Genomic DNA, 23,309 nt, shown 5'->3' on the forward strand with positions numbered 1-23,309 from the left:
TGACGCAGGCGTCCGGGCGCACGAGCCGTTGGCTGTGGGGACAGCCGGCGAACGAGGTGGTCTCTGCTCGCCGGCCGCCCGGACGACATCAACGTATGGCACGCCGTGTCACCTGACAAGGCACTGCGTGCCAACAATTTCTCTCAGATGCGATCTGCCCGTCACGGATGAGCGATGATCGATCGAAATCCCCTCTGAACTGGGACGATACGCAGACGGCCGCCCCCGGAAACCGGGGGCGGCCGTCATGGTGGAGCGGGGTTCAGGGCTTCTTCAGGGCCTGCTGGATGGCGCGCATGACCTCGTCGAGGGGGGCGTCGGTACGGGCCACGGCCACCACGACGTCACCCGTCGTGGAGGCGGTCGCGGCGGCCGGTTCCGGGGTCGGCTCGGCCGGTGCGGCGGTGGTGCTCCCGGCGGGCGCCGGGCGGGCGCCTATGCCCGAGCCGAAGGTCTCCCGGACGATCGCGAAGGCGTGGTCGAGCTGGGCCTCCACGTCGCCCTGGCCGCCGGCCCGCAGCCAGCGGCGCAGCACGTGGTTGTGGGCGGTGACGACCGCCGACGCGGCCACCTCGGCGAGCAGCGGGTCGTCGTTGCCGTCGTGGTGGTCCCGCTCGTCGAAGTGCCCGAGGAGATAGCGGGTGAAGAGCCGCTCGTAGCGGGCCACCGAGGCGATCTCCCGCTCCCGCAGGGTCGGCACCTCACGGGTGAGCCGGTAGCGCTCCACGGAGACCGCGGGGGACCCCGCGTACATCTTCATGACTTCCTTGATGCCCCGGCACACCGTGTCGAGCGGGTGCTCGTGCGGCGGGGCGGCGTTCAGCACCGCCTCCGCCCGGACGAGCGTGTCGTCGTGGTCCGGGAAGATCGCCTCTTCCTTGGACCGGAAGTGCCGGAAGAACGTCCGCCGCGCGACCCCGGCCGTGGCCGCGATCTCGTCGACGGTCGTCGCCTCGTACCCCTTGGTCGCGAAGAGCTCCATCGCGGCGGCGGCCAGCTCCCGGCGCATCTTGAGCCGCTGCGCGGCGGCACGGGTGCCCGCCGCGCTCTCCGGAGCGTCGGACGGGGACGTGGCACGGGGTGTCTTCGCGGCCTTGGGCATGGTCCGAACGTACTGCATCGGAGTGGGAGCGTGCCCAGGTGGGGGCGGCGGGGCCCCCGGGGCACCGAGGGTGCCCGGGGGACTCAGCAGACCGCCCCAGCCGGCGGTGCGGGGCTCAGCGTCGGGCATATTCGCGGAAGCCGCGCCCCGTCTTGCGGCCCAGGCAGCCGGCCGCCACCAGGTGCTCCAGGAGCGGGGCGGGGGCGAGGCCCGGGTCGCGGAACTCGCGGTGCAGCACCTGCTCGATCGCGAGCGAGACGTCCAGGCCGACCACGTCGAGCAGCTCGAACGGGCCCATCGGGTAGCCGCCGCCCAGCTTCATGGCCGCGTCGATGTCGTCCAGGGTCGCGTAGTGCTCCTGGACCATCTTGATCGCGTTGTTCAGGTACGGGAAGAGCAGCGCGTTCACGATGAAGCCGGCGCGGTCGCCGCAGTCCACCGGGTGCTTCCTGATCTTCGCGGTGACCCCGCGGACGGTGGCGTGGACGTCGTCCCCGGTCAGGACCGTGCGGACGATCTCGACCAGCTTCATCGCCGGCGCCGGGTTGAAGAAGTGCATCCCGATGACGTCCTGCGGGCGCGTGGTGGCGCGGGCGCAGGCGATGACCGGCAGCGAGGAGGTCGTGGTGGCGAGCACCGCGCCCGGCTTGCAGATCTTGTCCAGTCGCGCGAACAGCTCCTGCTTGACCGCCAGGTCCTCGGCGACCGCCTCGACGGCCAGGTCGACCTCGGCGAAGGCGTCGAGCGAGCCCGCCGGGGTGATCAGGGCGAGCGTCTCGTCGCGGGCCTCGCCCGTCATCCGGCCCTTGTCGACCGAGCGGGCCAGGGACTTGGCGATCCGGGCCTTGGCGGTGTCCGCCTTCTCCTGGGAGCGGGCGGCGAGCACGACCGCGTACCCGGCCTTGGCGAAGACCTCGGCGATGCCGGAGGCCATGGTGCCCGAACCGGCGACACCGACCGAGCGGACCTCGCGGCCGGCGCCGGCCTCGGCGGAGGCGAGCGGGGTCAGCGCGTCGCGCACGACCTCGCCGGAGCCGGGCGCCTCGTACGTGTAGAAGCCGCGGCCCGCCTTGCGGCCGGTCAGACCGGCCTCGCTGAGCTGCTTGAGGATCGGGGCGGGGGCGTGCAGCCGGTCGTGCGAGGCGGCGTACATGGCCTCCAGGACCGTACGGGCCGTGTCGACGCCGATCAGGTCGAGCAGCGCCAGCGGGCCCATCGGCAGGCCGCAGCCCAGCTTCATCGCCGCGTCGATGTCCTCGCGGGAGGCGTACTTGGCCTCGTACATGGCGGCGGCCTGGTTCAGGTAGCCGAAGAGCAGCCCGTCCGCGATGAAGCCCGCCCGGTCGCCGACCGCCACCGGCTCCTTGCCGAGGTCCTGGGCGAGCCGGGTGACGGCGTCCACGGCCCGCGGGTCGGTCAGCACGGAGGAGACGACCTCGACCAGCTTCATGGCCTGGACCGGGGCGAAGAAGTGCAGGCCGAGGACCCGCTCGGGGTGCGCCGAGTCGGCGGCGAGCCGGGTCACGGAGAGCGCGTTGGTGCCGGTGGCCAGGATCGCGTCGGGCCGGACGATCCCGTCCAGGGCCCGGAAGACCTCCTGCTTCGCCTCGTACGACTCGGGGACGACCTCGATCACGAGGTCGGCCTCGGCGGCCGCCTGGAGGTCGGAGAAGGTACGGAAGCGGGCCAGGACGTCCTGCCGCTCCTCCTCGGTGATCCGCTCGCGGGCCACCGCACGGGCGGTGGAGGCCTCCAGGGCGGCGACGGCCTGGGCGGCGGCGGTGTCGCTGATGTCGATGCCGATGACCTCGCGGCCGGCCCGGGCGAGGACGTCGGCGATGCCCGTGCCCATGGTGCCGAGACCGACGACGGCGATGGTGGAGAGAGGGGTGTCCATCAGGGGACTCCTGGGAGGAAGAGTGACGACTGAAGGCAGTGCGTGGGAAATGCGAGTGCGCGGGTGCGTGCGGGAGGAGCACACGGGTGGTGCCGCTGAAATGCGCGCGAGGGAACGCCCGAGAAAGGGCGGCGCCCTGGGAAGGTGAGACGGGCTCTGTCCCGGAGCCGCGTCGAAACTGCCGAACCGACAAGCGAACACAACGGCTGCGTCACCAGGCCGTCGTGAGAAGTGCGGGTGGTGCCCGCTCACCTGAGACTAACCGGACGGTAACGAGCGCGCCAGTCCCGGGAAGTTGGGAAAGTGTGATCTGGATCGCGGATAGGGTCGGATTCATGGAAATCTCCGAGGACCCGGAATTCTGCTCGATGATCGATCGATTGCGGGACGAGATCGAGAATGACACCGGAGAAGTCCCGGCGGCATTCGGGGAACTCGCCGCGACGGAGGATCCCGAGGAACTGCACCGCGTCCTCATGGCCCCCGGACAGCCGCTCTGGGCCCGGGAGATCGCCGCCTACGGCCTCGGTGTCGCCGGCGACCCCCGCGCCTTCGAGGCCCTCGTCCTCCTCCTCAACCACCGCGACCCGGAGCGCTGCGTCACCGCCGCCCACGCCCTGGCCCGGCTCGGCGACCCGCGCACCGCGCGCGCGGCCGCCGCCCTCGCCACCAACGAACTCCGCGTCGCCTACGCCCTGCTGCCGGTCCGGCTCCTCGCCGAGCTCCGCGCCCCGGAATCCGTCCCGGCCCTGATCACCGTCCTGGAACGGCGACTTCGCCCCGACGACCCCCACTGGCGCGTCGGCCTCGCCTGCGTCGAGGGCCTCGGCACCCTCGGCGACCCCCGGGCCCGGGGGGCCCTGGAGGCCGCGCTGCCGCACCCGCGGCTCGGCCGCGCGGCCTGGGAGTCACTCGCGCGGCTCGGCTCCGGCGGCTGACGGCCCCGGGACCAGCGTCACGAGCGCCGTGACGACGGCCGGGAGCGCCATGAGCGCGAAGCAGAGGGCCAGGGGCAGCCGGCCGACGAGGAGCCCCGCGGCGGCCGTGGCCGCCGTGCCGCCCGCGTTGAAGGCGGTGTTGACCCAGGCCCCGGCCCGGGTCCGGCGGCCCGGCCCGGCGGACTCGTCGGCGAGCAGATAGGCGCTCGTGAGCGCGGGGGCCAGGAAGAGACCGCCGAGTGCGACCCAGCCGACCAGGACGTACGGATGCGGCGAGAGCCCCGCCGCCGCCAGGACCGCGCCGAGCCCGAGCGCGAGCAGCGAGAGGCGCACGGCGGTGGGGATCCGCAGGTCCACGGCGCCGAGCACCAGGCCGCCGACCGCGCTGCCCGCCGACAGGGCCGCCAGCGCCCACGGCACGACTCCGGGCATCCGGTGCTCGTCGCCGAAGGCGATCACCAGCAGGTCGAAGGCGCCCAGGCAGACGCCCATCGAGGCGGAGACGGCTATGGCCCGCACGACCCCGGTGCGCACGGGGGTACGGGACCCGGGCCCGGTCCCGGCCGTCGAGGCCTCGGCCGCGGGCCCGCCCTCGCTCCCGGTCTCGCCCCGCACCGCCGGGGACGTGACGAGGCCGAGCGTCCCGGCCAGCACGAGACCGGCGCTCACCGCGAGACCGGCGGCCGCCGGCGCGTACCCCGTGAGCAGCCCCACCAGCAAGGGCCCGGAGACGAAGAGGAGTTCCTCCGCCACCGTGTCCAGGCTGTACGCGCGCCGCAGCAGGTCCCGGTCCGGGATCATCGCGCTCAACCGGGCCCGTGTCACCGCGCCCAGCGGCGGGACCACCGCGCCGGCCGCCCCGGCGAGGGCCACGAGCGCGGGCACCGGGGGCGCGGTCCCGGCCGCCGCCACCGCGAGCGCGGCGAGCAGCAGCGCGTACGCGAGGGCCAGCGGGGTCAGGGCCCGGCGCGGTCCGAAACGGTCGACCAGAGCCGCCCGCGCGGGCGAGAGCAGGACCGTGGTCAGTCCCCACACGGCCATGACCGTGCCGGCCGCCGCGTACGAGCCGGTGCTCGCCCTGACCGAGAGGAGCAGGGAGAGCGGGGCGGTCCCGTAGGTGAGCCGCCCGAGCAGCGCCGCCCCGAAGACGCGGCGGACGTGCGGGGTCCTCAGGACCGCCGCGTAGGTGGGGGTGGGGGACAGGGCAGGGGAGGTCGCGGACATGGCGAAGTACCTCGGGTGTTCCTCGGAGAGGGCGCCGGGCGGCGGGGCCGGTGGGCGCCGGAGCGTGCGGGGTCGGCTGGGGACCGCGCCGGCTGGGCACGGCCGTCGGAGCGCCGACTTCTACGCACGGAAGAGGAACATGCGCGTCAACGTATCAAACGGAGCTACGCCCCCGTCTGGTCCGGTGCCGTCCCGGCCCGCTCCGGTATCAGCGCGAACGCCTCGATCTCCACGAGCAGTTCCGGCCGGACGAGCGCCGACACCTGCACCGCCGAGCTCGCCGGCAGGGGCGCGCCCGCGAAGTGGGCGTCCCGGGCGTCCCGCACGGCCGGGAGGTGGGCCACGTCCGTGACGAAGTACGTCAGCTTCACCACGTCCCGGAAGCCCGCGCCGGCCGCCGCGAGGCAGCGCTCCAGGTTCGCGAAGACCTGGTGGGCCTGGGCCGCCGCGTCGCCCTCGCCGACCACCGCGCCGGAGGCGTCGAAGGCGCACTGCCCGGATATCGCGACGAACCGGCCCGTGCCCCACACGACGTGGCTGTACTGGGGGCTGGGTGCGAGGCCGTCGGGGGCGGGCACGTGGGTGAGGTGGCTCGTCATGTCCCCCATCCTCGCGCACGCCACTGACAGTGCCCGCACCCCCTTTCGCGGGGCGCGGGCACGGTGAGGGGCCGTCAGGAGGTCAGCGGACGTGGCCCAGGAGGCCGTGGAGGGCGATGCCGGCCGGTTCCGCGCGGACGGCGCCGGCCCGCTTGCCGGTCTTCTCCGGGGTCGACGGCGCCGCCGGGGTCACGGGCTCCGGCTCGGGGTCGGGGAGCGCCGCGCAGACCGCGTCGACCTCGGCGTCGTCCTTGCCGCGCGGGACCTTGCCGGTGGCGAGGTAGGAGGCGAGGTGCTCGTCGAGGCAGTCGTTCCCGCCGAGGGTCACCCCGTGGTTGCCGCCGCCCTCCTCGACGACGAGGCTGGAGCCGCGCATCAGACGGTGCAGGGCGACCCCGCCCTCGTACGGCGTCGCCGCGTCGTCGGTGGCCTGGAGGATGAGCACCGGCGGCACCTGGTCGTTGGTGACGTCCGGCGGGGTCAGCGAGTCCACCGGCCAGAACGCGCAGGGCGCGTTGTACCAGGCGTTGTTCCAGGTGGAGAACGGCGCCTTCGCGTGCGTGTCCCAGCTGTCCTTGCGCCACACGTTCCAGTCGCGGGGCCAGCCCGCGTCCCGGCACTGCACGCTCGTGTAGACCGAGTAGCCGTTGTCGGCGGCCGCGTCGGCCTCCCCGTACCGCTCGTACGCCGCCTTCAGCGGCGCCGGGTCCGCGTCGTTGACGTACGCGGCGAAGGCGCTCGCGAGGCGGGGCCAGTAGCCGTTGTAGTACCCGCCCGGCAGGAAGGTGTCCTCCAGTTCGCCGGGCCCGACCTTTCCGCCTGCCGGGCTCGCGCGAAGCGCGTTGCGCATCCGGTACCAGGCGGCCTCGACGGCCGCCGGGTCGGTGCCCAGCTTGTAGACGGCGTTCTGCCGGGCCACCCAGGCCATGAAGGCCTTGTGGCGGGTGTCGAAGGCGTAGTCCTGCGCGATGTTGTCCTCGTACCAGACGCCGTGCGGGTTCACGACGGAGTCGAGGGCCATCCGCCGCACCCGCTCCGGGTACAGGCGCGCGTACACGGAGCCCAGGTAGGTGCCGTACGAGTAGCCGAGGTAGTTGATCTTCTGTGCGCCGACCGCCCGGCGGATCGCGTCCAGGTCCCGGGCGGTGCTCACGGTGTCGATGTACGGCAGCAGGTCCGCGTACTTGTCGCCGCAGGACCGGGCGAAGGACTGCGCCCGCGCGACGGCCGCCCGCTCGGCCGCCGCCGAGTTCGGCACCGAGTCGGCCCGCACGGGCGCGAAGTGGCCGGGCTCGCAGTCGAGCGCGGGCTCGCTCTTGCCGACCCCGCGCGGGTCGAAGCCGATCACGTCGTACTCGGCGGCCACCTTCGGGGGCAGCGAGGCCGCCACGTACCCCGCCATGGCGCGCCCGCTGCCGCCGGGCCCGCCCGGGTTGACGAGCAGCGGGCCCTGGGAGGTCTTCGCGGTGTGCGGGACCCGGGTGAGGGCGAGCGTGATCATGCGCCCGGCCGGGTCGTCGTGGTTCAGCGGCACCTTCAGGGTGGCGCACTGGAGCCGGGTGTACGCCTGCGTGGCGCAGTCGGTCCAGGCGAGCGGGGAGAGCGGTCGGGGGGTCGGTTCACCGGCGCCCGCGGGGGCGGCGGGCAGGACGGTGACCGTCCCGGCGACCAGCGCTCCAGCGGCGATCAGCATTCCTGCGCGTGGGGTCATAGGGCGTTTGTGTCCCGAACCGGCGCGGAGGGGACCTGTTTCGCCGAGAGTTGACCCGAACGGAGGGGGATCCGACGGCGTGTCAGGTGACCGGTCCGACGATCGGAGAAGTCGCTCGGGGGTCGCTCGGAAGTCGCTCAGGGGGTTGCTCAGAGGAGCGTGAGCTGTTCCGGGGCGGCCGCCGGGGACGGTGCCTCCGGTGCGGGGATCCGGCGCGCCGCTCCCCGGTGGGCGGGCCCGATGCCGAACTCGGCCGCGAGTTCGTGCACCTGACGGGTGATCCGCCGCTGGTACCAGGTCGGCGCGTAGGCCCCGTCCGCGTACATCCGCTCGTACCGCCGCACCAGGCCCGGGTGGTGCGCGCGCAGCCAGGTCGTGAACCACTCGCGGGCGCCCGGCCGCAGGTGCAGTACGAGCGGGGTGACCGAGCTCGCGCCGGCCTCCGCGATCGCGCGGACCGTCGCGCGCAGTTGCTCGGGACGGTCGCCGAGGAAGGGCACCACGGGGGCCATCAGCACCCCGCAGTCGATGCCGTGCGCGCCGAGGGCGCGGACCACGTCGAGGCGGCGCTGCGGCGAGGGGGTGCCGGGCTCGATCGTCCGCCAGAGCTCCCGGTCGGTGAAGCCGACGGAGACCGAGATGCCGACCTCGGTGACCCGGGAGGCCTGGGCGAGGAGCTCCAGGTCGCGCAGGATCAGCGTGCCCTTGGTGAGGATCGAGAAGGGGTTGGCCCGGTCCCGCAGGGCCGTGAGGATGCCCGGCATCAGGCGGTAGCGGCCCTCGGCGCGCTGGTAGCAGTCGACGTTGGTGCCCATGGCGATGTGCGCGCCCTGCCAGCGGGCGGAGGCGAGCTGCCGGGCGAGCAGCTCCGGGGCGTTGACCTTGACGACGATCTGGGAGTCGAAGCCGAGGCCGGTGTCGAGGTCGAGATAGCTGTGGGTCTTCCTGGCGAAACAGTAGACACACGCGTGCATGCAGCCCCGGTACGGGTTGACCGTCCACTCGAACGGCATCCGGGAGGCGCCGGGGACCCGGTTCAGGATCGAGCGGGCCCGGACCTCGTGGAAGGTGATGCCGCGGAACTCGGGGGTGTCGAAGGTGCGGGTGGTGACCGCGTCCGTGCCGAACAGGGAGATGTCGGCGGGGGCGGCGGGAGTGTCGCCCAGATTGTCCCAGCGCATGGACGCCTCCTCTGGCTCTGCCCCGGCCGTGCGCGCGGAGGCCGTGCGCCCAGAATAGAACACCTGTTCCCTTGATCGTCGCAACCCGGATTTCGTCACCCGGAGCCCACGTGGTTCGCTTGGCCCACACCCCCGAGGAACCACAAGCTGGAGGAAGTCAATGGCGCAGGTCGAGGCCACCACGGAACGGATCATCGCCGCGGACGCGGAGACGGTGTTCGACGCGCTGGCCGACTACAGCGGCACGCGCGCGAAGCTGCTCCCCGAGCACTTCAGCGAGTACGAGGTGCGCGAGGGCGGCGACGGCGAGGGCACCCTCGTCCACTGGAAGCTCCAGGCCACCAGCAAGCGCGTCCGCGACTGCCTCCTGGAGGTCACCGAGCCCACCGACGGGCAGCTCGTCGAGAAGGACCGCAACTCCTCCATGGTCACCACCTGGACCGTGACCCCCGCCGGCGAGGGCAAGTCCCGAGCCGTCGTGAGCACCGTCTGGAACGGCGCCGGCGGCATCGGCGGCTTCTTCGAGCGGACCTTCGCGCCCAAGGGACTCGGCCGCATCTACGACGCCGTCCTCGCCAAGCTGGCGGACGAGGTCGAGAAGTAACGCCCGGAGCGTTCACCGATTCGAGTGGATCGCCCGCGGCCCCCGTACCGGCGCCCCGGCGCACCGGGGGCGCGGGCCTTCTCGTAAACGCGCTGATGAGCGACCCAAGTGCGCCGTGGCGCAGGGACGTTCGTCCCCTGAGGTGCCACCGCCCTCCCGTACCGCCCGACTTGCTCCCCCTTCGCGCGCAATGCGAAGAATGGCGCGGCGCAGACGCCGTGACGAGGGGAGCAGGCACGTGGGTGCGATCACGATCGCGAAAGAGACCGGGGAGGGCACGGAGCCGCTCGCCCCGGACGGACCGCCCGCCCCGGGCGGGTCACACGCTCCGGACGGGTCAGGCGCGTTGGGCGGGGCGCACGCCTCGGACGGGTCGGGCGCCTCGGACGGCTCGCGCGCCGACCTCGCGCCGCCGCCCGGGCCGGGACCCGCCGACCTCGACCCCCGCCGCGTCCGGCTCGTCTTCTGCGGCCTCATGCTCGCGCTGCTCCTCGCCGCGCTCGAGCAGATGATCGTCGCCACCGCCCTGCCGAAGATCGTCGGCGAACTCCACGGCCTGGACCGGATGTCCTGGGCGATCACCGCCTATCTGCTGACCTCCACCATCGGCCTGCCGGTCTACGGAAAGCTCGGCGACCTCCTCGGCCGCAAGGGCGTCTTCCTCTTCGCGATCGTCGTCTTCGTCATCGGCTCCGGCCTCGCCGGCTGGTCCCACACGATGGACCAGCTCATCGCCTTCCGCGCGATCCAGGGCGCCGGCGCCGGCGGCCTCATGATCGGCGTTCAGGCGATCATCGCCGACATCGTCCCCGCCCGGGAACGCGGCCGCTACATGGGCCTGATCGGCGCCGCCTTCGGCCTCGCCTCCGTCGCCGGACCGCTGCTCGGCGGCTTCTTCACCGACCACGTCTCCTGGCGCTGGTGCTTCTACTTCAACGTGCCCTTCGGGCTCGTCACCCTCGCCGTCGTCGCCGCCGTCCTCAAGCTCCCCAGGCCCACGGCACGCGCGCGCTTCGACGTCCTCGGCGCACTGCTCCTCGCCGCCGCCTCCACCTGCCTGGTCCTGCTGACCAGCTGGGGCGGCACCGAGTACGCCTGGGGCTCCCGGGTCATCCTCGCCCTGGCCGGCGGAGCCCTCGGAACGGCCCTGCTCTTCCTGCTCGTCGAGCGCTTCGCGGCCGAACCGCTCATCCCGCTGCGGCTGTTCCGCGACTCCGTCTTCACCGTCACCGCCCTCGTCGGCGCCGTCGTCGGCATCGCGCTCTTCGGCGCCGCCAGCTACCTCCCCAGCTTCCTGCAGATGGTCGAGGGCGCCAGCGCCACCGAGTCCGGCCTCCTGATGCTGCCCTTCATGGGCGGCATCGTCGTCGCCTCCGTCGTCTCCGGCCAGCTCATCAGCCGCACCGGCCACTACAAGATCTACCCGGTGCTCGGCGGGGCCGTCTCCGTCCTCGGCATGTGGCTGCTCTCCCGCCTGGACACCGACACCCCCCGCCTCCAGTACAGCCTGTGGCAGGCCGTCCTCGGCACCGGCATCGGCCTGGTCATGCCGGTGCTCGTGCTCGCCGTGCAGAACTCCGTCCGCCCCGCCGACCTCGGCACCGCCACCAGCGCCCACACCTACTTCCGCCAGATCGGCGGCAGCGTCGGCGCCGCCGTCTTCGGCACCCTCTTCGCCTCCCGGCTCGACCGCGCCCTCGGCGACCGGCTCGCCGGCGTCCTCGCGCAGGGCGGCCCCGTGTCACTGCCGCCCGCGGAATCGATCACCCCGGGGACCGTCCACACCCTGCCGCCCGTCCTGCGCGACGCGTACATCCAGGCGTACGCGGACGCGATGCCGCGGATCTTCCTCTACCTCGTGCCGGTCCTCGTACTCGGCCTCGTCCTCGCCTTCCTGCTCAAGGAGAAACCGCTGGTGTCCCACCACAGCCCCCTCACCGAGGCCACCGACATCGCCTTCGACACCGCCGCCCAGGCCGTGCCGCACGCCCGCCACGCCGTCCCCGCCCCGGCCGCCGCCCCCGCGCACTCCGGGGTGCCGGTCTGCGGCACCGTCCAGCACCACGACGGCAGCCGCGTCCCCCGCGCCGCGCTCACCCTCATCGACGTCCAGGGCCGGCAGATCGGCCGCGGCGCGAGCGGCGAGGACGGCCGCTACGCCCTCAGCGTCCCCGGCGGCGGCGCGTACGTCCTGATCGCGGCGGCCGGCGGACACCAGCCGCAGGCCGTCTCCGTCACCGTCGGCGACCGGCCCGTCGAGCTCGACGTCGTCCTCGGCGGCGCCGGACGGCTCGCGGGCACCGTCGTCACCGCCGACGGCACGCCCGTGCGCGACGCGGCCGTCACCCTCACCGACGTGCGCGGCGAGGTCGTCGCCTCCACCCGCAGCGGACGCGAGGGCGGGTACGTCATCGGCGAGCTCGTCGCGGGCGAGTACACGCTCGCCGCCAGCGCCCCCGCCTTCCGGCCCGCCGCGCTCCCCGTGAGCGTCCAGTCCTCCCGCGAGACCCGCCAGGACATCGAACTGGCCGGCGGCGCGGTGCTGCGCGGCACCGTGCGCGCCGGGGGAGGGCGCCCCGTGGAGGACGCCCGGGTGACCCTCCTCGACGCCGCGGGCAACGTCGTCGACACCCTCACCACCGGCGCCGACGGCACCTTCCGCTTCGTCGACCTGTCCTCCGGCGAGTACACCGTCATCGCCGCCGGGTACCCGCCCGTCGCCACCGTCCTCCAGGTGGCCGGCGGCGGCCGCACCGAGCGCGACCTCCAGCTCGGCCACCAGGACTGAACGGGATCACTCGGAGGCGGTCGTCGCCCTGCGCAGCGCGCTGATGCAGGTGCCGATCGCCTCCTGGAGGGCTTCGAGGCGCTGGAGCATGTCCGCCTCGTAGATGTCCTCCTCCATCACCTCGTCGAGGGTCAGCTCCTCGAAGACCTTCGTCGCCTTCTGCAGGCTGTTGTAGAACTTCGTCCGCCGCTCCTGGACGCGCAGCGCCGGATCCTCCTCGACCGCCTTGGCGACCAGGCCCTTCACCGTGTCGTAGGCCTCGCCGGCCCACTCGCCGGCCTCCTCCGAGTCGTCCAGCTCGTCGAGGAGCGACAGGTGCCGCTCGGCCTCGGCCCGCAGCTCGGGCGGCGCCTCCACGGTCTGCCCGGCGGGGGTCCTGATCTCGCCCTTCTCGACGATCTGCCGCACGTAACCGATGCGGTCGGCCGCCTTCGCCTCGTTCGCCACCGCCTTCTTCAGGTCGTCGGTACGGGCGAAGGCCCTGGCCATCTCGGTCTGGAGGGCCGGGTCCTCCTTCATCCGGTCGAGCAGCGCCCCGCGCGCGGCCTCCGCCGTCCCGGGGTCGGCGAGGATCGCGGCCCGCAGCGCCGTCGGGTTCTCCGCGACCTCCAGGGCCTTCGTCGGCTTGATGCCCTCCGCCTCGGCCGCGGCGCTGATCGCCTGGCCGCGCACGGAGTGCGCGCTGTTGCGGGAGGTGTAGTACGAGAGCCAGACGTCCGCGTCCGGCAGCTCGATGTCCTCGCCCGGGACCAGGACCTCGAACTGCGGGACCAGACCGTCGTCGGCCGCCATGTCCCAGGCCTTGTAGTAGCGCATGACCCGCTCGGGCGAGCACCCCGCGAGCTCCGCGAAGGCCTTCGCGGAGACCTTCGTCCGGGCCGTCCCCTCGGCGGGCTGCCCGCCGGGCCGGACGCTCCGGGCCACCTTCAGCGCGAAGGTCCAGCCGCCCGTGCGCGCGTAGACCCCGAAGTCCCGGGCGTCGCGGACGACGACGGGGTCGTGCTCCCGGCCCTGGTCGTCCGTGTCGTCCTCGTCCGCAGTCTCCTGGTGCTCCTGAGTCTCCTGGGGTCCGGGAGCCGACGGCTCCCAGAACTCCGGCTCCTCCGCCATGGCGGGCCCCGTGGGCTCGGGAACGGCGACGGGCTCGGTCTCGACGGGCGCGGATTCGGACGGGGTGAAGGCGATGGTCACCGAGAGCTCTCCGGAAGGTCGACAACGACAACTGCGGCCGACAGCCTATACGCACCCGTTGGCGATGTTTCGTCCGATTCGATGTCCGCCAATCGGGTGGCGCGCCGGGCTGTCACGAGGACACCATGCCTCCATGACTCACGGAATCGAGCTCCACCCCGCGCGGTGAGCGCCTCGCACGAGCGCTCGACGCTCGCCCCTTCCCTGTACGCGTACGCCAAGGGCCTGCGCGACTCCGCCCCCGACGCGCCCCTGCCCCGCCAGGGCCTGCCCCTGCCCGAGCACGCGCGGCCGCCGCGCGTCCGGGCCGGCGGCCCCGGCCCCCAGGAGGCCCGCGCGGTCGTCACCGACCTCCTGCTGCCGTTCCCGGCCCTCCCCGACCCCGAGCGCGCCGCCGCGGAAGTGGAGCGCACGCTCGCGCGTGCAGGCGTCCGCGAGCGGGCCGTCTTCGCCGCCGTCACGGCGATTCCGCCGTCCCGGGAATCCGCCGCCCGCAGCCGGGCCCGCGCACTCGGGCGGCACCTCACCCGGGGCGGGACGACCTTCGGGGCCGTGGCCGCCGGACTCGGGCTCCTCTCCCGGCTCGGCGAACCCGAGGACGTGCCGTACGTGCGCACCCTCGGCCTCCTCGAAGGGCTCGGGCAGTACGCCACCGCGACCCTGGAACCCCTGGACCCGGCATCCGCCGCCCTGGTGTGGCTGGTCCACCGGGCCCGGGGGGACGCCCTGCGCGGACTCGTCGACGCCCTCGCCACCGGGGACGAGGCGGCCGTCCGCGACCTGCTGCCGGAGCTGCCGACCGCACCCCGGGAGCTGGGCCCCGCACACGCACGGCGCGTCGCGGAGGCCGTCGGCCTGCCGGAACTCCTGCGGCGGGAGCCGGACCACCCCGGACTCCTCGCCCAGGCGGTGCGCCTGCTCAACCGCATGTGCAGCGGCCGGGGCTACGAGAACGAGATCCTCGAGTACGACGAAGCCGTCGCCCTCTACGAGACGGTGGGAGCCCGAGCCCACGAACTGCCCCCGCTCCTCGACCACCAGGCCCTCCTCGTCACGCTCGCCCTCGAACTGCACAGCGGTGCCGCGCACCTCCTGCCCTGGCCGCCGGGACGCCGCCGGCACGTGGGCGGCGCACTCCTGGCGGCCGTGGAGGAGCCCGACACCCCTCCCGACCGGGAAGGGCGCCGCCGCGCCGACTGGATCCGCCGCACGGTACGGCGGCTGTGCGAAGCCGCACCGGTGACGCCCTCCGCCGCGCCCCGGCTGCGGATCGAGGTCGTCGTGGCCGACCCCGGGGACCCGGACGGCGTCGAGACCCGCTTCCTCGTCGACGGGCGGCCCCTCGTCCCGGCCGCCTTCGGACGCGGGCCGGGCGAGCCGCCCGAACGGCTCCTCGACGACGGAGCCCTGCGGGCCGGCCCCGAACCCCGGGAGGTGCGGCTCGCCGAGGCGTACTGCACCGAGGGCTGCTGCGGCGCCCTGTACGTCACCGTGCGGCGCGAGGGCCCGCACGTCGTCTGGGACGGGTGGCGGCGACCCGGCACGCCGCCCGGACTGCCGGCGCTGCCCGCCGCGTACCGCTTCGACGCCGCCGCGTACGACACGGAGATCGCCCGCGCCGAGCGGGACCGGGACTGGAGCTGGCCGGCCCGTGACACCGCCCGGCTGATCGCCACGGGACTGCGCGAGCGGCCCGGCCTCCTCGCCCGCTGGGGCCTGCGGCAGGGCTGGGCGGGCACCGCGTTCGGCGACCCGGACACGGCCGTGGTCACCTACGCCGACCTGCCCCCGACCACCGGCGGACGGCAGGACGCCCCGCCGCGCCAGTACCTGTGGCACCTCCCCGAGGACGGCGCCCCGCCCGAGCGGCGGGCCGCCGACGCGCTGCGCCGGTTCGCGGAGGAGGACCCCAGGGGGTTTCCGGAACCGGCCGGGTGATCCGTACCGCCGTCCGGTGGGTGCCAGTGGTCCACTCCAACGGCGGTTATCCACAGGGGTGGTAGGGCGGCCGGGCGGCGCGTACGGTGCCAGGCATGAAGATCCTCATCAGCGCCGACATGGAGGGCGCGACCGGTGTGACCTGGCCCGCCGACGTGCTGCCCGGCACGCCGCAGTGGGAGCGGTGCCGCGCGATGTTCACCTCCGACGTGAACGCCGCGGTGCTGGGCTTCTTCGACGGCGGCGCGGACGAGGTCCTCATCAACGAGGCGCACTGGTCCATGCGGAACCTGCTCCTGGAGCGGCTGGACGAGCGGGCCGAGATGCTGACCGGCAAGCACAAGTCGCTCTCGATGGTCGAGGGCGTGCAGCACGGGGACGTCGACGGCATCGCCTTCGTCGGGTACCACACGGGAGCCGGCGCCGAAGGGGTCCTCGCGCACACCTACCTCGCCAACTCCATCACGGGGGTCTGGCTCAACGGCGAGCGGGCGAGCGAGGGCCTGCTCAACGCGCACGTGGTCGCGGAGTACGGCGTGCCCGTCGTCCTCGTCACCGGGGACGACCTGACCTGCGAGGACGCCCTCGGGTACGCGCCGGAGGCGCCCAAGGTCGCCGTCAAGGACCACGTCTCGCGGTACGCGGCGGTGTGCCGCACCCCGGCCAGGACCGCCGCCGACATCAGGGCCGCGGCGAAGACCGGAGCCGCGCTCGCCGTCCGGCACGAGCCGGTCAGGGGCGGCCCGTTCACCGTGGAGCTGGAGTTCGACGCCGAGCACCTCGGCGCCGCCGCCACGGTGGTTCCCGGCGTGGCGCGGAGCGGCGAGCGGCGCGTCGCGTACACCAGCGGGACGATGTACGAGGCAATTCGCACGTTCAAGGCGGTCACGACCATCGTCTCGGCCGCGGTGGAGGAGCAGTATGGCTGAGGAGGTCCGGGGCCCGGACACGACGGCGCTCGACGAGGTGGTCGGTTTCACCTCCGAGCTCATCCGCATCGACACCACCAACCGGGGCGGCGGCGACTGCCGCGAGCGGCCGGCCGCCGAGTACGTCGCCGAGCGGCTGGCGGACGCCGGGATCGAACCCACCCTCCTGGAGCGGACCCCCGGCCGCGCCAACGTGGTGGCGCGGATCCCCGGCACCGACCCCACGGCCGAGGCGCTCCTCGTCCACGGCCACCTGGACGTGGTGCCCGCCGACCCCGCCGAATGGACCGTGCACCCCTTCTCCGGCGAGGTCCGCGACGGGGTCGTGTGGGGGCGCGGCGCCGTCGACATGAAGAACATGGACGCGATGGTCCTGGCCGTCGTCCGCTCCTGGGCCCGGCAGGGCGTCCGCCCGCGCCGGGACATCGTCCTCGCCTACACCGCCGACGAGGAGGCCAGCGCCGAGGACGGCTCCGGCTTCCTCGCCGACCGGCACGCGGCCCTCTTCGAAGGCTGTACGGAGGGCATCAGCGAGTCCGGGGCGTTCAGCTTCCACCCGCAGCCCGGCACCACCCTCTACCCGATCGCGGCGGGGGAGCGGGGCACCGCCTGGCTCAAGCTCACGGCCCGCGGCCGGGCCGGCCACGGCTCCAAGGTGAACACGGCCAACGCCGTCACCCGCCTCGCCGAGGCCGTCGCCCGGATCGGCAACCACACCTGGCCGGTCCGCCTCACCGCGACCGTCCGCGCCGCCCTCACCGAACTGGCCGCGCTCTACGGCATCGAGGTCGACACGAGCGCCCGCGACCTCGACGTCGACCTCCTCCTGGACAAGCTCGGCCCCGCCGCCGCCCTCGTCGAGCCGACCGTCCGCAACAGCGCCAACCCGACGATGCTGGAGGCCGGTTACAAGGTCAACGTCATCCCCGGCCAGGCCGTGGCGTACGTCGACGGGCGGATGCTGCCGGGCGCCGAGGAGGAGTTCGCCGCGACCATGGACCTGCTCACCGGGCCCGACGTGCGGTGGGAGTTCCACCACCGCGAGGTGCCCCTGGAGGCCCCCGTCGACTCGCCGACCTTCGCCAAGCTCCGGGCCGCCGTCGAGCGCTTCGACCCGGACGGGCACGTCGTGCCGTTCACCATGTCCGGCGGCACCGACGCCAAGCAGTTCTCCCGGCTCGGCATCACCGGCTACGGCTTCTCGCCGCTCCGACTGCCCCCCGGCCTCGACTACGGAGCGCTGTTCCACGGCGTCGACGAGCGCGTCCCCGTGGACGCCCTGCACTTCGGCGTCCGGGTGCTCGACCACTATCTGAAGTCCGCGTAGGACATCCGTGCAGGACAGAAGGGGACCGGATCCATGACAGGGGGAGACGAGATGGCCACGACCACGGCCGCGTACGGCAGCTGGCCGTCACCCGTCGGCGCCGCGCTCGCCGCCGCGCACGACGGACGGCCCGAGTACCTCGGCACCGTCGGCGACGAACTGTGGTGGACCGCGCCCCGCCCGGAGGAGGGCGGCCGCCGGGCCCTCGTGCGCCGGCGCGCCGACGGCACCGAGGAGAGCCTGCTGCCCGCCCCGTGGAACGTACGCAGCCGGGTCGTCGAGTACGGCGGTCAGCCCTGGGCCGCCGTCGCGCGCCCGGCCGGCGGAGCGCTCGCCGTGTTCTGCCACTTCCCCGACCAGCGGCTCTACGCGTACGAACCCGACGCCTTCGGCGCGGAGCCGCGGCCGCTCACCCCCGTCTCCGCCGTCGGCGGCGGACTGCGCTGGGTGGACCCCGTGATCCACCCGGACCGGGGCGAGGTGTGGTGCGTCCTGGAGGAGTTCACCGGCCCCGCGCCCACCGACGTCCGCCGCGTCCTCGCCGCCGTGCCCCTCGACGGTTCGGCCGCCGAGGACCGCACGGCCGTCCGTGAACTCTCCGACGGGCGCCACCGGTTCGTGACCGGGCCCCGGCTCTCCCCGGACGGCCGCCGGGCCGCCTGGATCGCCTGGGACCACCCCCGGATGCCCTGGGACGGCACCGAGGTCCAGCTGGCCGAGGTCGGCCCCGACGGCACCTTCCACGAGGCCCGCGCGGTCGCCGGAGGGACCGCCGAGTCGATCCCGCAGGCCGACTGGGACGCGGCCGGCCGACTGCTGTTCGTCAGCGACCGCACCGGCTGGTGGAACCTCTACCGCGCGGAGGTCGACGCCGGTGGCGGCCTCGCCGCACCGGAGGCGCTCTGCCCCCGCGCCGAGGAGTTCGGCGGCCCGCTCTGGAAGATCGGACTGCGCTGGTTCACACCCCTGGAGAACGGGCTGATCGCCGTCGTCCACGGCAGGGGGACCACCACCCTCGGAATCCTCGACCCCGACCGCCGCGCCCTCGTCGACGCCGGCGGGACCCGCACCGAATGGGCCTCCACCCTCGCCGCGCACGGCACCCGCGTGGTCGGCGTCGCCGCCGGACCGCACCGCTCCTACGAGCTCGTCGAGCTCGACACCTGTACCGGCCGCAGCCGCGTGGTCGGCGCCGAGCACACCGACGCCGTCGACCCCTCGTACCTCCCCGAGCCCAGGATCCGCACCTTCACCGGCCCCGGCGGGCGGGAGATCCACGCGCAGGTGTACCCGCCGCACCACCCCGGACTCGACGGGCCCGAGGGCGAGCTGCCGCCGTACGTGATCTGGGCGCACGGCGGGCCCACCGGCCACGCCCCGCTCGTCCTCGACCTGGAGATCGCCTACTTCACCTCCCGGGGCATCGGCGTCGCCGAGGTCAACTACGGCGGCTCGACCGGCTACGGCCGCGAGTACCGGGAGCGGCTGCGCGAGCAGTGGGGCGTCGTCGACGTCGAGGACTGCGCGGCCGTCGCGGCGGCGCTCGCCGCAGAGGGCACCGCCGACCCGGCCCGGCTCGCCGTGCGCGGCGGCAGCGCGGGCGGCTGGACGACCGCCGCGTCCCTCGTCTCCACCGACGTGTACGCCTGCGGCACGATCATCTACCCCGTCCTGGACCTGCGGGGCTGGGCCACCGACGAGACCCACGACTTCGAGTCCCAGTACCTCCACGGGCTGATCGGACCGCTCGACGAGGTGCCCGCCCGCTACAAGGAGCGCTCGCCGATCGAGCACGTCGACCGCGTCACGGCCCCGTTCCTGCTGCTCCAGGGACTCGACGACGTCATCTGCCCGCCCGCGCAGGCCGAGCGCTTCCTCGCCCGCACGGCCGGCCGGGGCATCCCGCACGCCTACCTCGCCTTCGAGGGGGAGGGCCACGGCTTCCGCGGAGCCGACACCATGGTCCGGGCCCTGGAGGCCGAACTCGCCCTGTACACGCGGGTCTTCGGCCTCGACCGTACGGACGTGCCGGCCCTGGAGTACCGCACATGACCCCGGTCGAGGCCCTGACACGGGCCGAGCGGCTCGGGCCGGGGGCGCGGGTCGCCGTCGTCGCCCCCAGCGGGCCCGTCCCCGAGGAGCGGCTCGCGGCCGGGCTCGGCATCCTGCGCGGCTGGGGCCTCGAACCGGTGGTCGCCCCGCACGTCCTGGACACCCACCCCGCGCTCGGGTACCTCGCCGGAGCGGACCGGGCGCGGGCCCGCGACCTGACCGAGGCCTGGTGCGACCCCTCGGTCTCCGCCGTGCTCTGCGCGCGCGGCGGCTTCGGGGCCCAGCGCATGGTGGACCTGGTGGACTGGGCGGCGATCCGGGCGGCCGGACCCAAGGCCTTCGTCGGCTACAGCGACGTCACCGCCCTGCACGAGGCCTTCGCCGTCCGTACGGGCTTCGCCACCCTGCACGGACCCATGGTCGCCGCCGGCACCTTCCTGTCGGACCCGCCCACCCAGGAGTCGCTGCGGGCCACCCTGTTCGAGCCCGAGACCGTCCTGACCCTCGGCCGGGAGACGGCACGGGCCCTCGTGCCGGGCCGCGCCCGGGGCGTGACGCTCGGCGGCTGCGTCAGCCTCCTCGCCGCCGACCTCGGCACCCCGCACGGCAGACCCTCGGCGCGCGGCGGGCTGCTCCTCCTGGAGGACGTGGGGGAGGAGCCGTACCGCCTCGACCGCATCCTCACCCAACTCCTGCGCTCCGGCCGGCTCGACGGGGTCGCGGGCATCGGCCTCGGCTCCTGGGAGGAGTGCGGCCCGTACGAGGAGGTGCGGGCGGTGCTCGCCGACCGGCTCGGCGGCCTCGGGGTGCCGGTCCTGGAGGAGATGGGCTTCGGGCACAGCGCGACCGCGCAGACCCTGCCGCTCGGCCTGCCCGCCGTACTGGACGCGGACACGGGCACGCTCATCCTGGACGTACCGGCCCTGCGCTGAGCGGGCGGGGCCCGGCCCCGGGCCGTCGGGCCCGCCGCGCCCCGCCCGAAGCGCCTCATGACGACGACGCGCCCCCGCCCCGGCGAGGCGGGGTCGGGGGCGCGTCGTGCGACGGCGTGGCGCGGGGCCGGGGTGGCTACCCCGCCGCCTCGGCCGCGGCGACGGCCGGGGACCGGTGGTCGGCCCCGGACGGCTGCGGCACGAGCCGTTCGAGTACGGCGTACGCGACCACCGCGACGACCAGGCCGGTGACCGCGTCGGACAGCTGCGGCGCCCACCAGTGGGCGCCGCCGCCGGCCGCCGCGCCGACCGCCCAGGCCAGGAAGGCCGTCGGACGGACCGCCACGGTGGCACGCCGGTCCATCGCGCCGCGGCCGCCGCGGCCGAAGGTGCGTGTGGCCTGGAGCGAGAAGCTCTCGCCGGTGGATCCGGCCCGGTGGCTGAGGATCCCCACGTACAGGAGCATGACGAGGTTGGCCACGAGGATGGCCGCGAGCCCGCGCCAGAAGCCCAGCATGGCGACGACCACGCCGCCGGGAATGGCGTTGGTCAGGATCATCGGGAATCCGAACCAGACGGCCGAGACCGTCAGGAGCGACTTCCGGCGGTCGGCCGGTACCGGGCCGTGCTCGAACTCGTCGTCGGGTTCCCGGTCCGCGGAGGTGTCCGGTGCCGTGGCGGAGCGGTTTGTCTTCATCGTGTCCGGTCTTCCGGGAGGGCTGTCGCGTCAGGCGAGAGCGGGGATCGTGACGTTGGGGTTCTGCGCCGTGGTGATCTCGCCCATGTCGCGGGTGTGGCCCATGGCCTCGGCCACGGTGCCGCCGACCAGCGCGACGATGGCGGGCGCCGCCGACATCGCGAAGCCGCCGAAGCCGTACGTCTCGGTGATCGCGCTGTCGCCGATGTCGAGGCCGGAGTCCTCCGGCTTGTACCCGGCGAACATGGGGCCGATCACCTTCTGCGCGGGGCCGGTGAACCACTGGCCGGGCAGGCCGGCGACGCGGATGCCGAACTCGACGCCGTTGCGGGCCATCGTGGTGACGATCGTGGAGTCCGCCACGCCGTTGGCGGCGTCCAGCGCGGCCTTGGCCATCGCCATCCACGTCGGTCCGGAGAAGTAGTCGGAGGACGCGACGAAGTCGAAGACCTCCTTCTTCTGCTCGGTCGTGAAGGACGACCGGAGCAGGCCCGGCGCGAGCGCCTGGAAGAGCAGCAGGGTGCCGGCGCCGTTGCGGTTGTGGCACTCGTCGCCCATGTGGAGCGCCTGGGACAGCAGCAGGCGCAGGTCGACGGGGCCGGTGAACTCGACGGCCTCCTTGAGCATCGGGCCGAAGACGTCCCGCATCCAGACCAGGCGGTCGATGACGCTCTGGTCGTTGGCGCCCATCCGCAGGATCTTCGCCATCTGCTCGGACAGGTTGGTGTACGCGGTGTTGCCGTGCGTCTCGTTCCTCACGATGTGCACGTACATGGAGGCGGAGGTGACGCCGGCCATCGAGCCGACCGAGTCCGCCTCGTGACACGGCTTGAAGGTGATCCGGCCGGAGGCGGCGGCCTCGGCGGCCTCGTCGAGGTCCTTCGCCAGGCCCTCGAAGACGAGCGCGCCGGGGCCGGGGCCGAGCATGCCGCCGGGTGGTCCGTACGCGCGGCAGAGCCGGTCGATGAGGCCGGCGGCGGCCGCGAAGCCGCCGGGGGGCAGGGCGGCGAGCGAGGGGGCGACGGCGACTTCGTCAGTGAGAACTGGGGCACCCCCGAGCAGCGGGACATCCTCACCGCCTCGCCCGAGGGCCTGGCCGGGATCGCCTTCGCCGAGGGCTCGATGAAGCCCAAGGTCGACGCCGCCGTCCGCGTCGCCCGGGCCGGCGGCCGCACCCTCATCGGCCCGCTGGAGCGCCTCGACGACCTGATGGCGCGGCGCGTCGGCACGGAGATCCGCGCCGACGTCGACGGGGGCGTCGTGTACGTGGGGGAGTGAGGGGCGCGGGACTACGGGTGCGGGCTCACGGGGCGTCGGCCGAAAGCCCGGGTGGAGGCGAAGGCGTCCGGGACGGGCGGTCGCAGGGCGAGCATTCGGTATACCGTTTGATCGTCAGGGAGTGATCGCGGCCCGACACCGCCCCGCCGCCCCGCGGACCCGGGGGGCTACTTCTCGGCCGTCCTGCGCTGGTGCGCGGCGGCCTCGTCCCGGCTCGTCTCCAGGTGGCGCAGGGCCAGCTTCTCGACGCGCTCCACGTCCCGCGCCTCGATCCCCCGGTACAGCTCCGCGTGCTCCTCGGCGACGGCGGTGAAGTCGTCGTGCTGCCCGAGCATCCAGCGCATCCGGCTGCGCAGCGTCGCGTTCAGCTCGGTGAGCAGCGCGTTGTCGGCGAGCTCCGTGACGGTCTCGTGGAAGTCGGCGGCCGCCCGCCGGGCGGCCTGGCCGTCGCCCTTGGCCGCGGCCGCCAGCTCGGCGTCGAGGTCGGCGCGGAGCTTGGCGAGCCCCGCCCGGGTGCGGCGCTGCGCGGCGAGCCGGAAGCCGAGGATCTCCAGGGCGGACCGGACCTCGCCGAGGTCCGAGATGTCGGACGCGGTGAACTCGCGGACGACCGCCCAGGTGCGCGGGCGCGGCGTCACCAGGCCCTCCGCGACCAGGTCCCGCAGGGCGTCGCGGACGGGCAGCCGGCTCACGTCCAGCTCGGCCGCGATCTCGCGCTCCACGAGCCTGCTGCCGGGGGCCCGGGTCCCCTCGATGATCTGGTCGCGCAGCGCGCGCGTCACCCGCTCCGATTCGGGTTTGAACTCCTCAGCGCCTGTCATGCCGCCATTCTTCCATCGAGGGACGGGCGGTCATCCGCAGGACCCGGCCGTCGGGGGTCGGAGGCGGGCTTCGCTGAATGCCCGTCAGTGGTCCGGGCGG

19 protein-coding genes are annotated in these 23,309 nt (G+C 74.2%); 9 read left to right on the forward strand and 10 right to left on the reverse strand.

Translation table 11 applies throughout. From position 1 onward, the window contains the following. Positions 1 to 262: 262 nt before the first annotated feature. Positions 263 to 1,102 carry a TetR family transcriptional regulator gene (locus ACH4TP_RS11295; RefSeq protein WP_389233167.1) on the reverse strand — a complete coding sequence of 280 codons (840 nt, stop codon included), beginning with the start codon at positions 1,100 to 1,102 and terminating at the stop codon, positions 263 to 265. Positions 1,103 to 1,217: 115 nt separating this feature from the next. Further along, positions 1,218 to 2,999, reverse strand: a complete 1,782-nt coding sequence (locus tag ACH4TP_RS11300) for a 3-hydroxyacyl-CoA dehydrogenase family protein (protein ID WP_389233170.1) — start codon at positions 2,997 to 2,999, stop codon at positions 1,218 to 1,220. 335 nt (positions 3,000 to 3,334) lie between these two features. Here ACH4TP_RS11300 and ACH4TP_RS11305 point away from each other — a divergent pair, with 335 nt between their 5' ends. Continuing rightward, entirely contained in the window at positions 3,335 to 3,937 is a 603-nt protein-coding gene (locus tag ACH4TP_RS11305) for a HEAT repeat domain-containing protein (RefSeq protein WP_398437187.1), read from the forward strand. On the opposite strand, the gene ACH4TP_RS11310 is transcribed toward ACH4TP_RS11305, so the two are convergent. From ACH4TP_RS11310 to ACH4TP_RS11325, 4 genes are all read right to left on the reverse strand, one after another. Further along, complete coding sequence (locus ACH4TP_RS11310) at positions 3,908 to 5,161, reverse strand: MFS transporter (RefSeq protein WP_398437189.1); 1,254 nt, start codon at positions 5,159 to 5,161, stop codon at positions 3,908 to 3,910. The two genes, ACH4TP_RS11305 and ACH4TP_RS11310, sit on opposite strands and share 30 nt — an antisense overlap. A 164-nt stretch (positions 5,162 to 5,325) precedes the next feature. Continuing rightward, positions 5,326 to 5,760, reverse strand: a complete 435-nt coding sequence (locus tag ACH4TP_RS11315; protein ID WP_398437191.1) for a RidA family protein — start codon at positions 5,758 to 5,760, stop codon at positions 5,326 to 5,328. An 82-nt stretch (positions 5,761 to 5,842) separates the two neighbouring features. After that, positions 5,843 to 7,471: an alpha/beta hydrolase gene (locus tag ACH4TP_RS11320; protein WP_389233182.1), complete on the reverse strand. Its 1,629-nt coding sequence runs from the start codon at positions 7,469 to 7,471 to the stop codon at positions 5,843 to 5,845. 149 nt (positions 7,472 to 7,620) lie between these two features. Then, entirely contained in the window at positions 7,621 to 8,652 is a 1,032-nt protein-coding gene (locus ACH4TP_RS11325; RefSeq protein ID WP_398437192.1) for an Rv2578c family radical SAM protein, read from the reverse strand. 160 nt (positions 8,653 to 8,812) lie between these two features. Here ACH4TP_RS11325 and ACH4TP_RS11330 point away from each other — a divergent pair, with 160 nt between their 5' ends. Further along, positions 8,813 to 9,256, forward strand: coding sequence for an SRPBCC family protein (locus ACH4TP_RS11330; RefSeq protein ID WP_041132028.1), 444 nt, complete (start codon positions 8,813 to 8,815; stop codon positions 9,254 to 9,256). A 199-nt stretch (positions 9,257 to 9,455) separates the two neighbouring features. Next, positions 9,456 to 12,044, forward strand: coding sequence for an MFS transporter (locus ACH4TP_RS11335; RefSeq protein ID WP_398437194.1), 2,589 nt, complete (start codon positions 9,456 to 9,458; stop codon positions 12,042 to 12,044). 6 nt (positions 12,045 to 12,050) lie between these two features. Here the strand turns inward: ACH4TP_RS11335 and ACH4TP_RS11340 are convergent, their stop codons facing one another. Next, the gene (locus tag ACH4TP_RS11340) at positions 12,051 to 13,235 is read right to left on the reverse strand and encodes a hypothetical protein (protein ID WP_398437196.1); all 1,185 of its coding nucleotides are present in this window, start codon (positions 13,233 to 13,235) and stop codon (positions 12,051 to 12,053) included. A 165-nt stretch (positions 13,236 to 13,400) separates the two neighbouring features. Between ACH4TP_RS11340 and ACH4TP_RS11345 the strand changes: the two genes are divergently transcribed. The 5 genes from ACH4TP_RS11345 to ACH4TP_RS11365 all read left to right on the forward strand — a co-directional run bounded on the left by ACH4TP_RS11345 (position 13,401) and on the right by ACH4TP_RS11365 (position 20,413). After that, positions 13,401 to 15,173, forward strand: a complete 1,773-nt coding sequence (locus ACH4TP_RS11345) for a hypothetical protein (protein WP_398437197.1) — start codon at positions 13,401 to 13,403, stop codon at positions 15,171 to 15,173. 95 nt (positions 15,174 to 15,268) lie between these two features. Next, the gene (locus ACH4TP_RS11350; protein ID WP_398437199.1) at positions 15,269 to 16,102 is read left to right on the forward strand and encodes a M55 family metallopeptidase; all 834 of its coding nucleotides are present in this window, start codon (positions 15,269 to 15,271) and stop codon (positions 16,100 to 16,102) included. Continuing rightward, positions 16,095 to 17,429: a M20/M25/M40 family metallo-hydrolase gene (locus ACH4TP_RS11355; protein WP_398191208.1), complete on the forward strand. Its 1,335-nt coding sequence runs from the start codon at positions 16,095 to 16,097 to the stop codon at positions 17,427 to 17,429. The genes ACH4TP_RS11350 and ACH4TP_RS11355 overlap by 8 nt, the downstream gene beginning before the upstream one ends. A 33-nt stretch (positions 17,430 to 17,462) precedes the next feature. Then, positions 17,463 to 19,481, forward strand: coding sequence for a prolyl oligopeptidase family serine peptidase (locus ACH4TP_RS11360; RefSeq protein WP_398437200.1), 2,019 nt, complete (start codon positions 17,463 to 17,465; stop codon positions 19,479 to 19,481). Further along, positions 19,478 to 20,413 (forward strand): LD-carboxypeptidase, encoded by a 936-nt coding sequence (locus ACH4TP_RS11365; RefSeq protein ID WP_398437202.1) that lies wholly within the window; start codon positions 19,478 to 19,480, stop codon positions 20,411 to 20,413. Before ACH4TP_RS11360 ends, ACH4TP_RS11365 begins: the two co-directional genes overlap by 4 nt. Before the next feature lie 136 nt (positions 20,414 to 20,549). Here the strand turns inward: ACH4TP_RS11365 and ACH4TP_RS11370 are convergent, their stop codons facing one another. Both ACH4TP_RS11370 and ACH4TP_RS11375 read right to left on the reverse strand, forming a co-directional pair. Beyond that, positions 20,550 to 21,110: a cytosine permease gene (locus ACH4TP_RS11370; protein ID WP_398437204.1), complete on the reverse strand. Its 561-nt coding sequence runs from the start codon at positions 21,108 to 21,110 to the stop codon at positions 20,550 to 20,552. A 30-nt stretch (positions 21,111 to 21,140) separates the two neighbouring features. Then, positions 21,141 to 21,908: a DUF1116 domain-containing protein gene (locus ACH4TP_RS11375; protein ID WP_398437205.1), complete on the reverse strand. Its 768-nt coding sequence runs from the start codon at positions 21,906 to 21,908 to the stop codon at positions 21,141 to 21,143. Positions 21,909 to 21,929: 21 nt separating this feature from the next. Between ACH4TP_RS11375 and ACH4TP_RS11380 the strand changes: the two genes are divergently transcribed. Continuing rightward, on the forward strand, positions 21,930 to 22,388 hold the full coding sequence (locus ACH4TP_RS11380; protein ID WP_398437207.1) for a hypothetical protein: 459 nt from the start codon (positions 21,930 to 21,932) through the stop codon (positions 22,386 to 22,388). 167 nt (positions 22,389 to 22,555) lie between these two features. Here ACH4TP_RS11380 and ACH4TP_RS11385 read toward each other — a convergent pair whose 3' ends face one another. Next, positions 22,556 to 23,209 carry a GntR family transcriptional regulator gene (locus tag ACH4TP_RS11385; protein ID WP_398191190.1) on the reverse strand — a complete coding sequence of 218 codons (654 nt, stop codon included), beginning with the start codon at positions 23,207 to 23,209 and terminating at the stop codon, positions 22,556 to 22,558. Between the last annotated feature and the right edge of the window lie 100 nt (positions 23,210 to 23,309).

This window comes from Streptomyces sp. NPDC021012 (assembly GCF_044333355.1).
Classification (GTDB): Bacteria; Actinomycetota; Actinomycetes; order Streptomycetales; family Streptomycetaceae; genus Streptomyces.

What these genes read in the sequence shown, in the direction of transcription:
- ACH4TP_RS11300 (WP_389233170.1), bottom strand. Translation starts at nt 2,999, where the DNA reads ATGGACACCCCTCTCTCCACCATCGCCGTCGTCGGTCTCGGCACCATG.
- ACH4TP_RS11350 (WP_398437199.1), top strand. Translation starts at nt 15,269, where the DNA reads ATGAAGATCCTCATCAGCGCCGACATGGAGGGCGCGACCGGTGTGACC.
- ACH4TP_RS11385 (WP_398191190.1), bottom strand. Translation starts at nt 23,209, where the DNA reads ATGACAGGCGCTGAGGAGTTCAAACCCGAATCGGAGCGGGTGACGCGC.
- ACH4TP_RS11305 (WP_398437187.1), top strand. Translation starts at nt 3,335, where the DNA reads ATGGAAATCTCCGAGGACCCGGAATTCTGCTCGATGATCGATCGATTG.
- ACH4TP_RS11310 (WP_398437189.1), bottom strand. Translation starts at nt 5,161, where the DNA reads ATGTCCGCGACCTCCCCTGCCCTGTCCCCCACCCCCACCTACGCGGCG.
- ACH4TP_RS11315 (WP_398437191.1), bottom strand. Translation starts at nt 5,760, where the DNA reads ATGACGAGCCACCTCACCCACGTGCCCGCCCCCGACGGCCTCGCACCC.
- ACH4TP_RS11330 (WP_041132028.1), top strand. Translation starts at nt 8,813, where the DNA reads ATGGCGCAGGTCGAGGCCACCACGGAACGGATCATCGCCGCGGACGCG.
- ACH4TP_RS11320 (WP_389233182.1), bottom strand. Translation starts at nt 7,471, where the DNA reads ATGACCCCACGCGCAGGAATGCTGATCGCCGCTGGAGCGCTGGTCGCC.
- ACH4TP_RS11360 (WP_398437200.1), top strand. Translation starts at nt 17,463, where the DNA reads ATGACAGGGGGAGACGAGATGGCCACGACCACGGCCGCGTACGGCAGC.
- ACH4TP_RS11365 (WP_398437202.1), top strand. Translation starts at nt 19,478, where the DNA reads ATGACCCCGGTCGAGGCCCTGACACGGGCCGAGCGGCTCGGGCCGGGG.
- ACH4TP_RS11295 (WP_389233167.1), bottom strand. Translation starts at nt 1,102, where the DNA reads ATGCCCAAGGCCGCGAAGACACCCCGTGCCACGTCCCCGTCCGACGCT.
- ACH4TP_RS11325 (WP_398437192.1), bottom strand. Translation starts at nt 8,652, where the DNA reads ATGCGCTGGGACAATCTGGGCGACACTCCCGCCGCCCCCGCCGACATC.
- ACH4TP_RS11370 (WP_398437204.1), bottom strand. Translation starts at nt 21,110, where the DNA reads ATGAAGACAAACCGCTCCGCCACGGCACCGGACACCTCCGCGGACCGG.
- ACH4TP_RS11375 (WP_398437205.1), bottom strand. Translation starts at nt 21,908, where the DNA reads ATGGCCGGCGTCACCTCCGCCTCCATGTACGTGCACATCGTGAGGAAC.
- ACH4TP_RS11335 (WP_398437194.1), top strand. Translation starts at nt 9,456, where the DNA reads ATGGCGCGGCGCAGACGCCGTGACGAGGGGAGCAGGCACGTGGGTGCG.
- ACH4TP_RS11355 (WP_398191208.1), top strand. Translation starts at nt 16,095, where the DNA reads ATGGCTGAGGAGGTCCGGGGCCCGGACACGACGGCGCTCGACGAGGTG.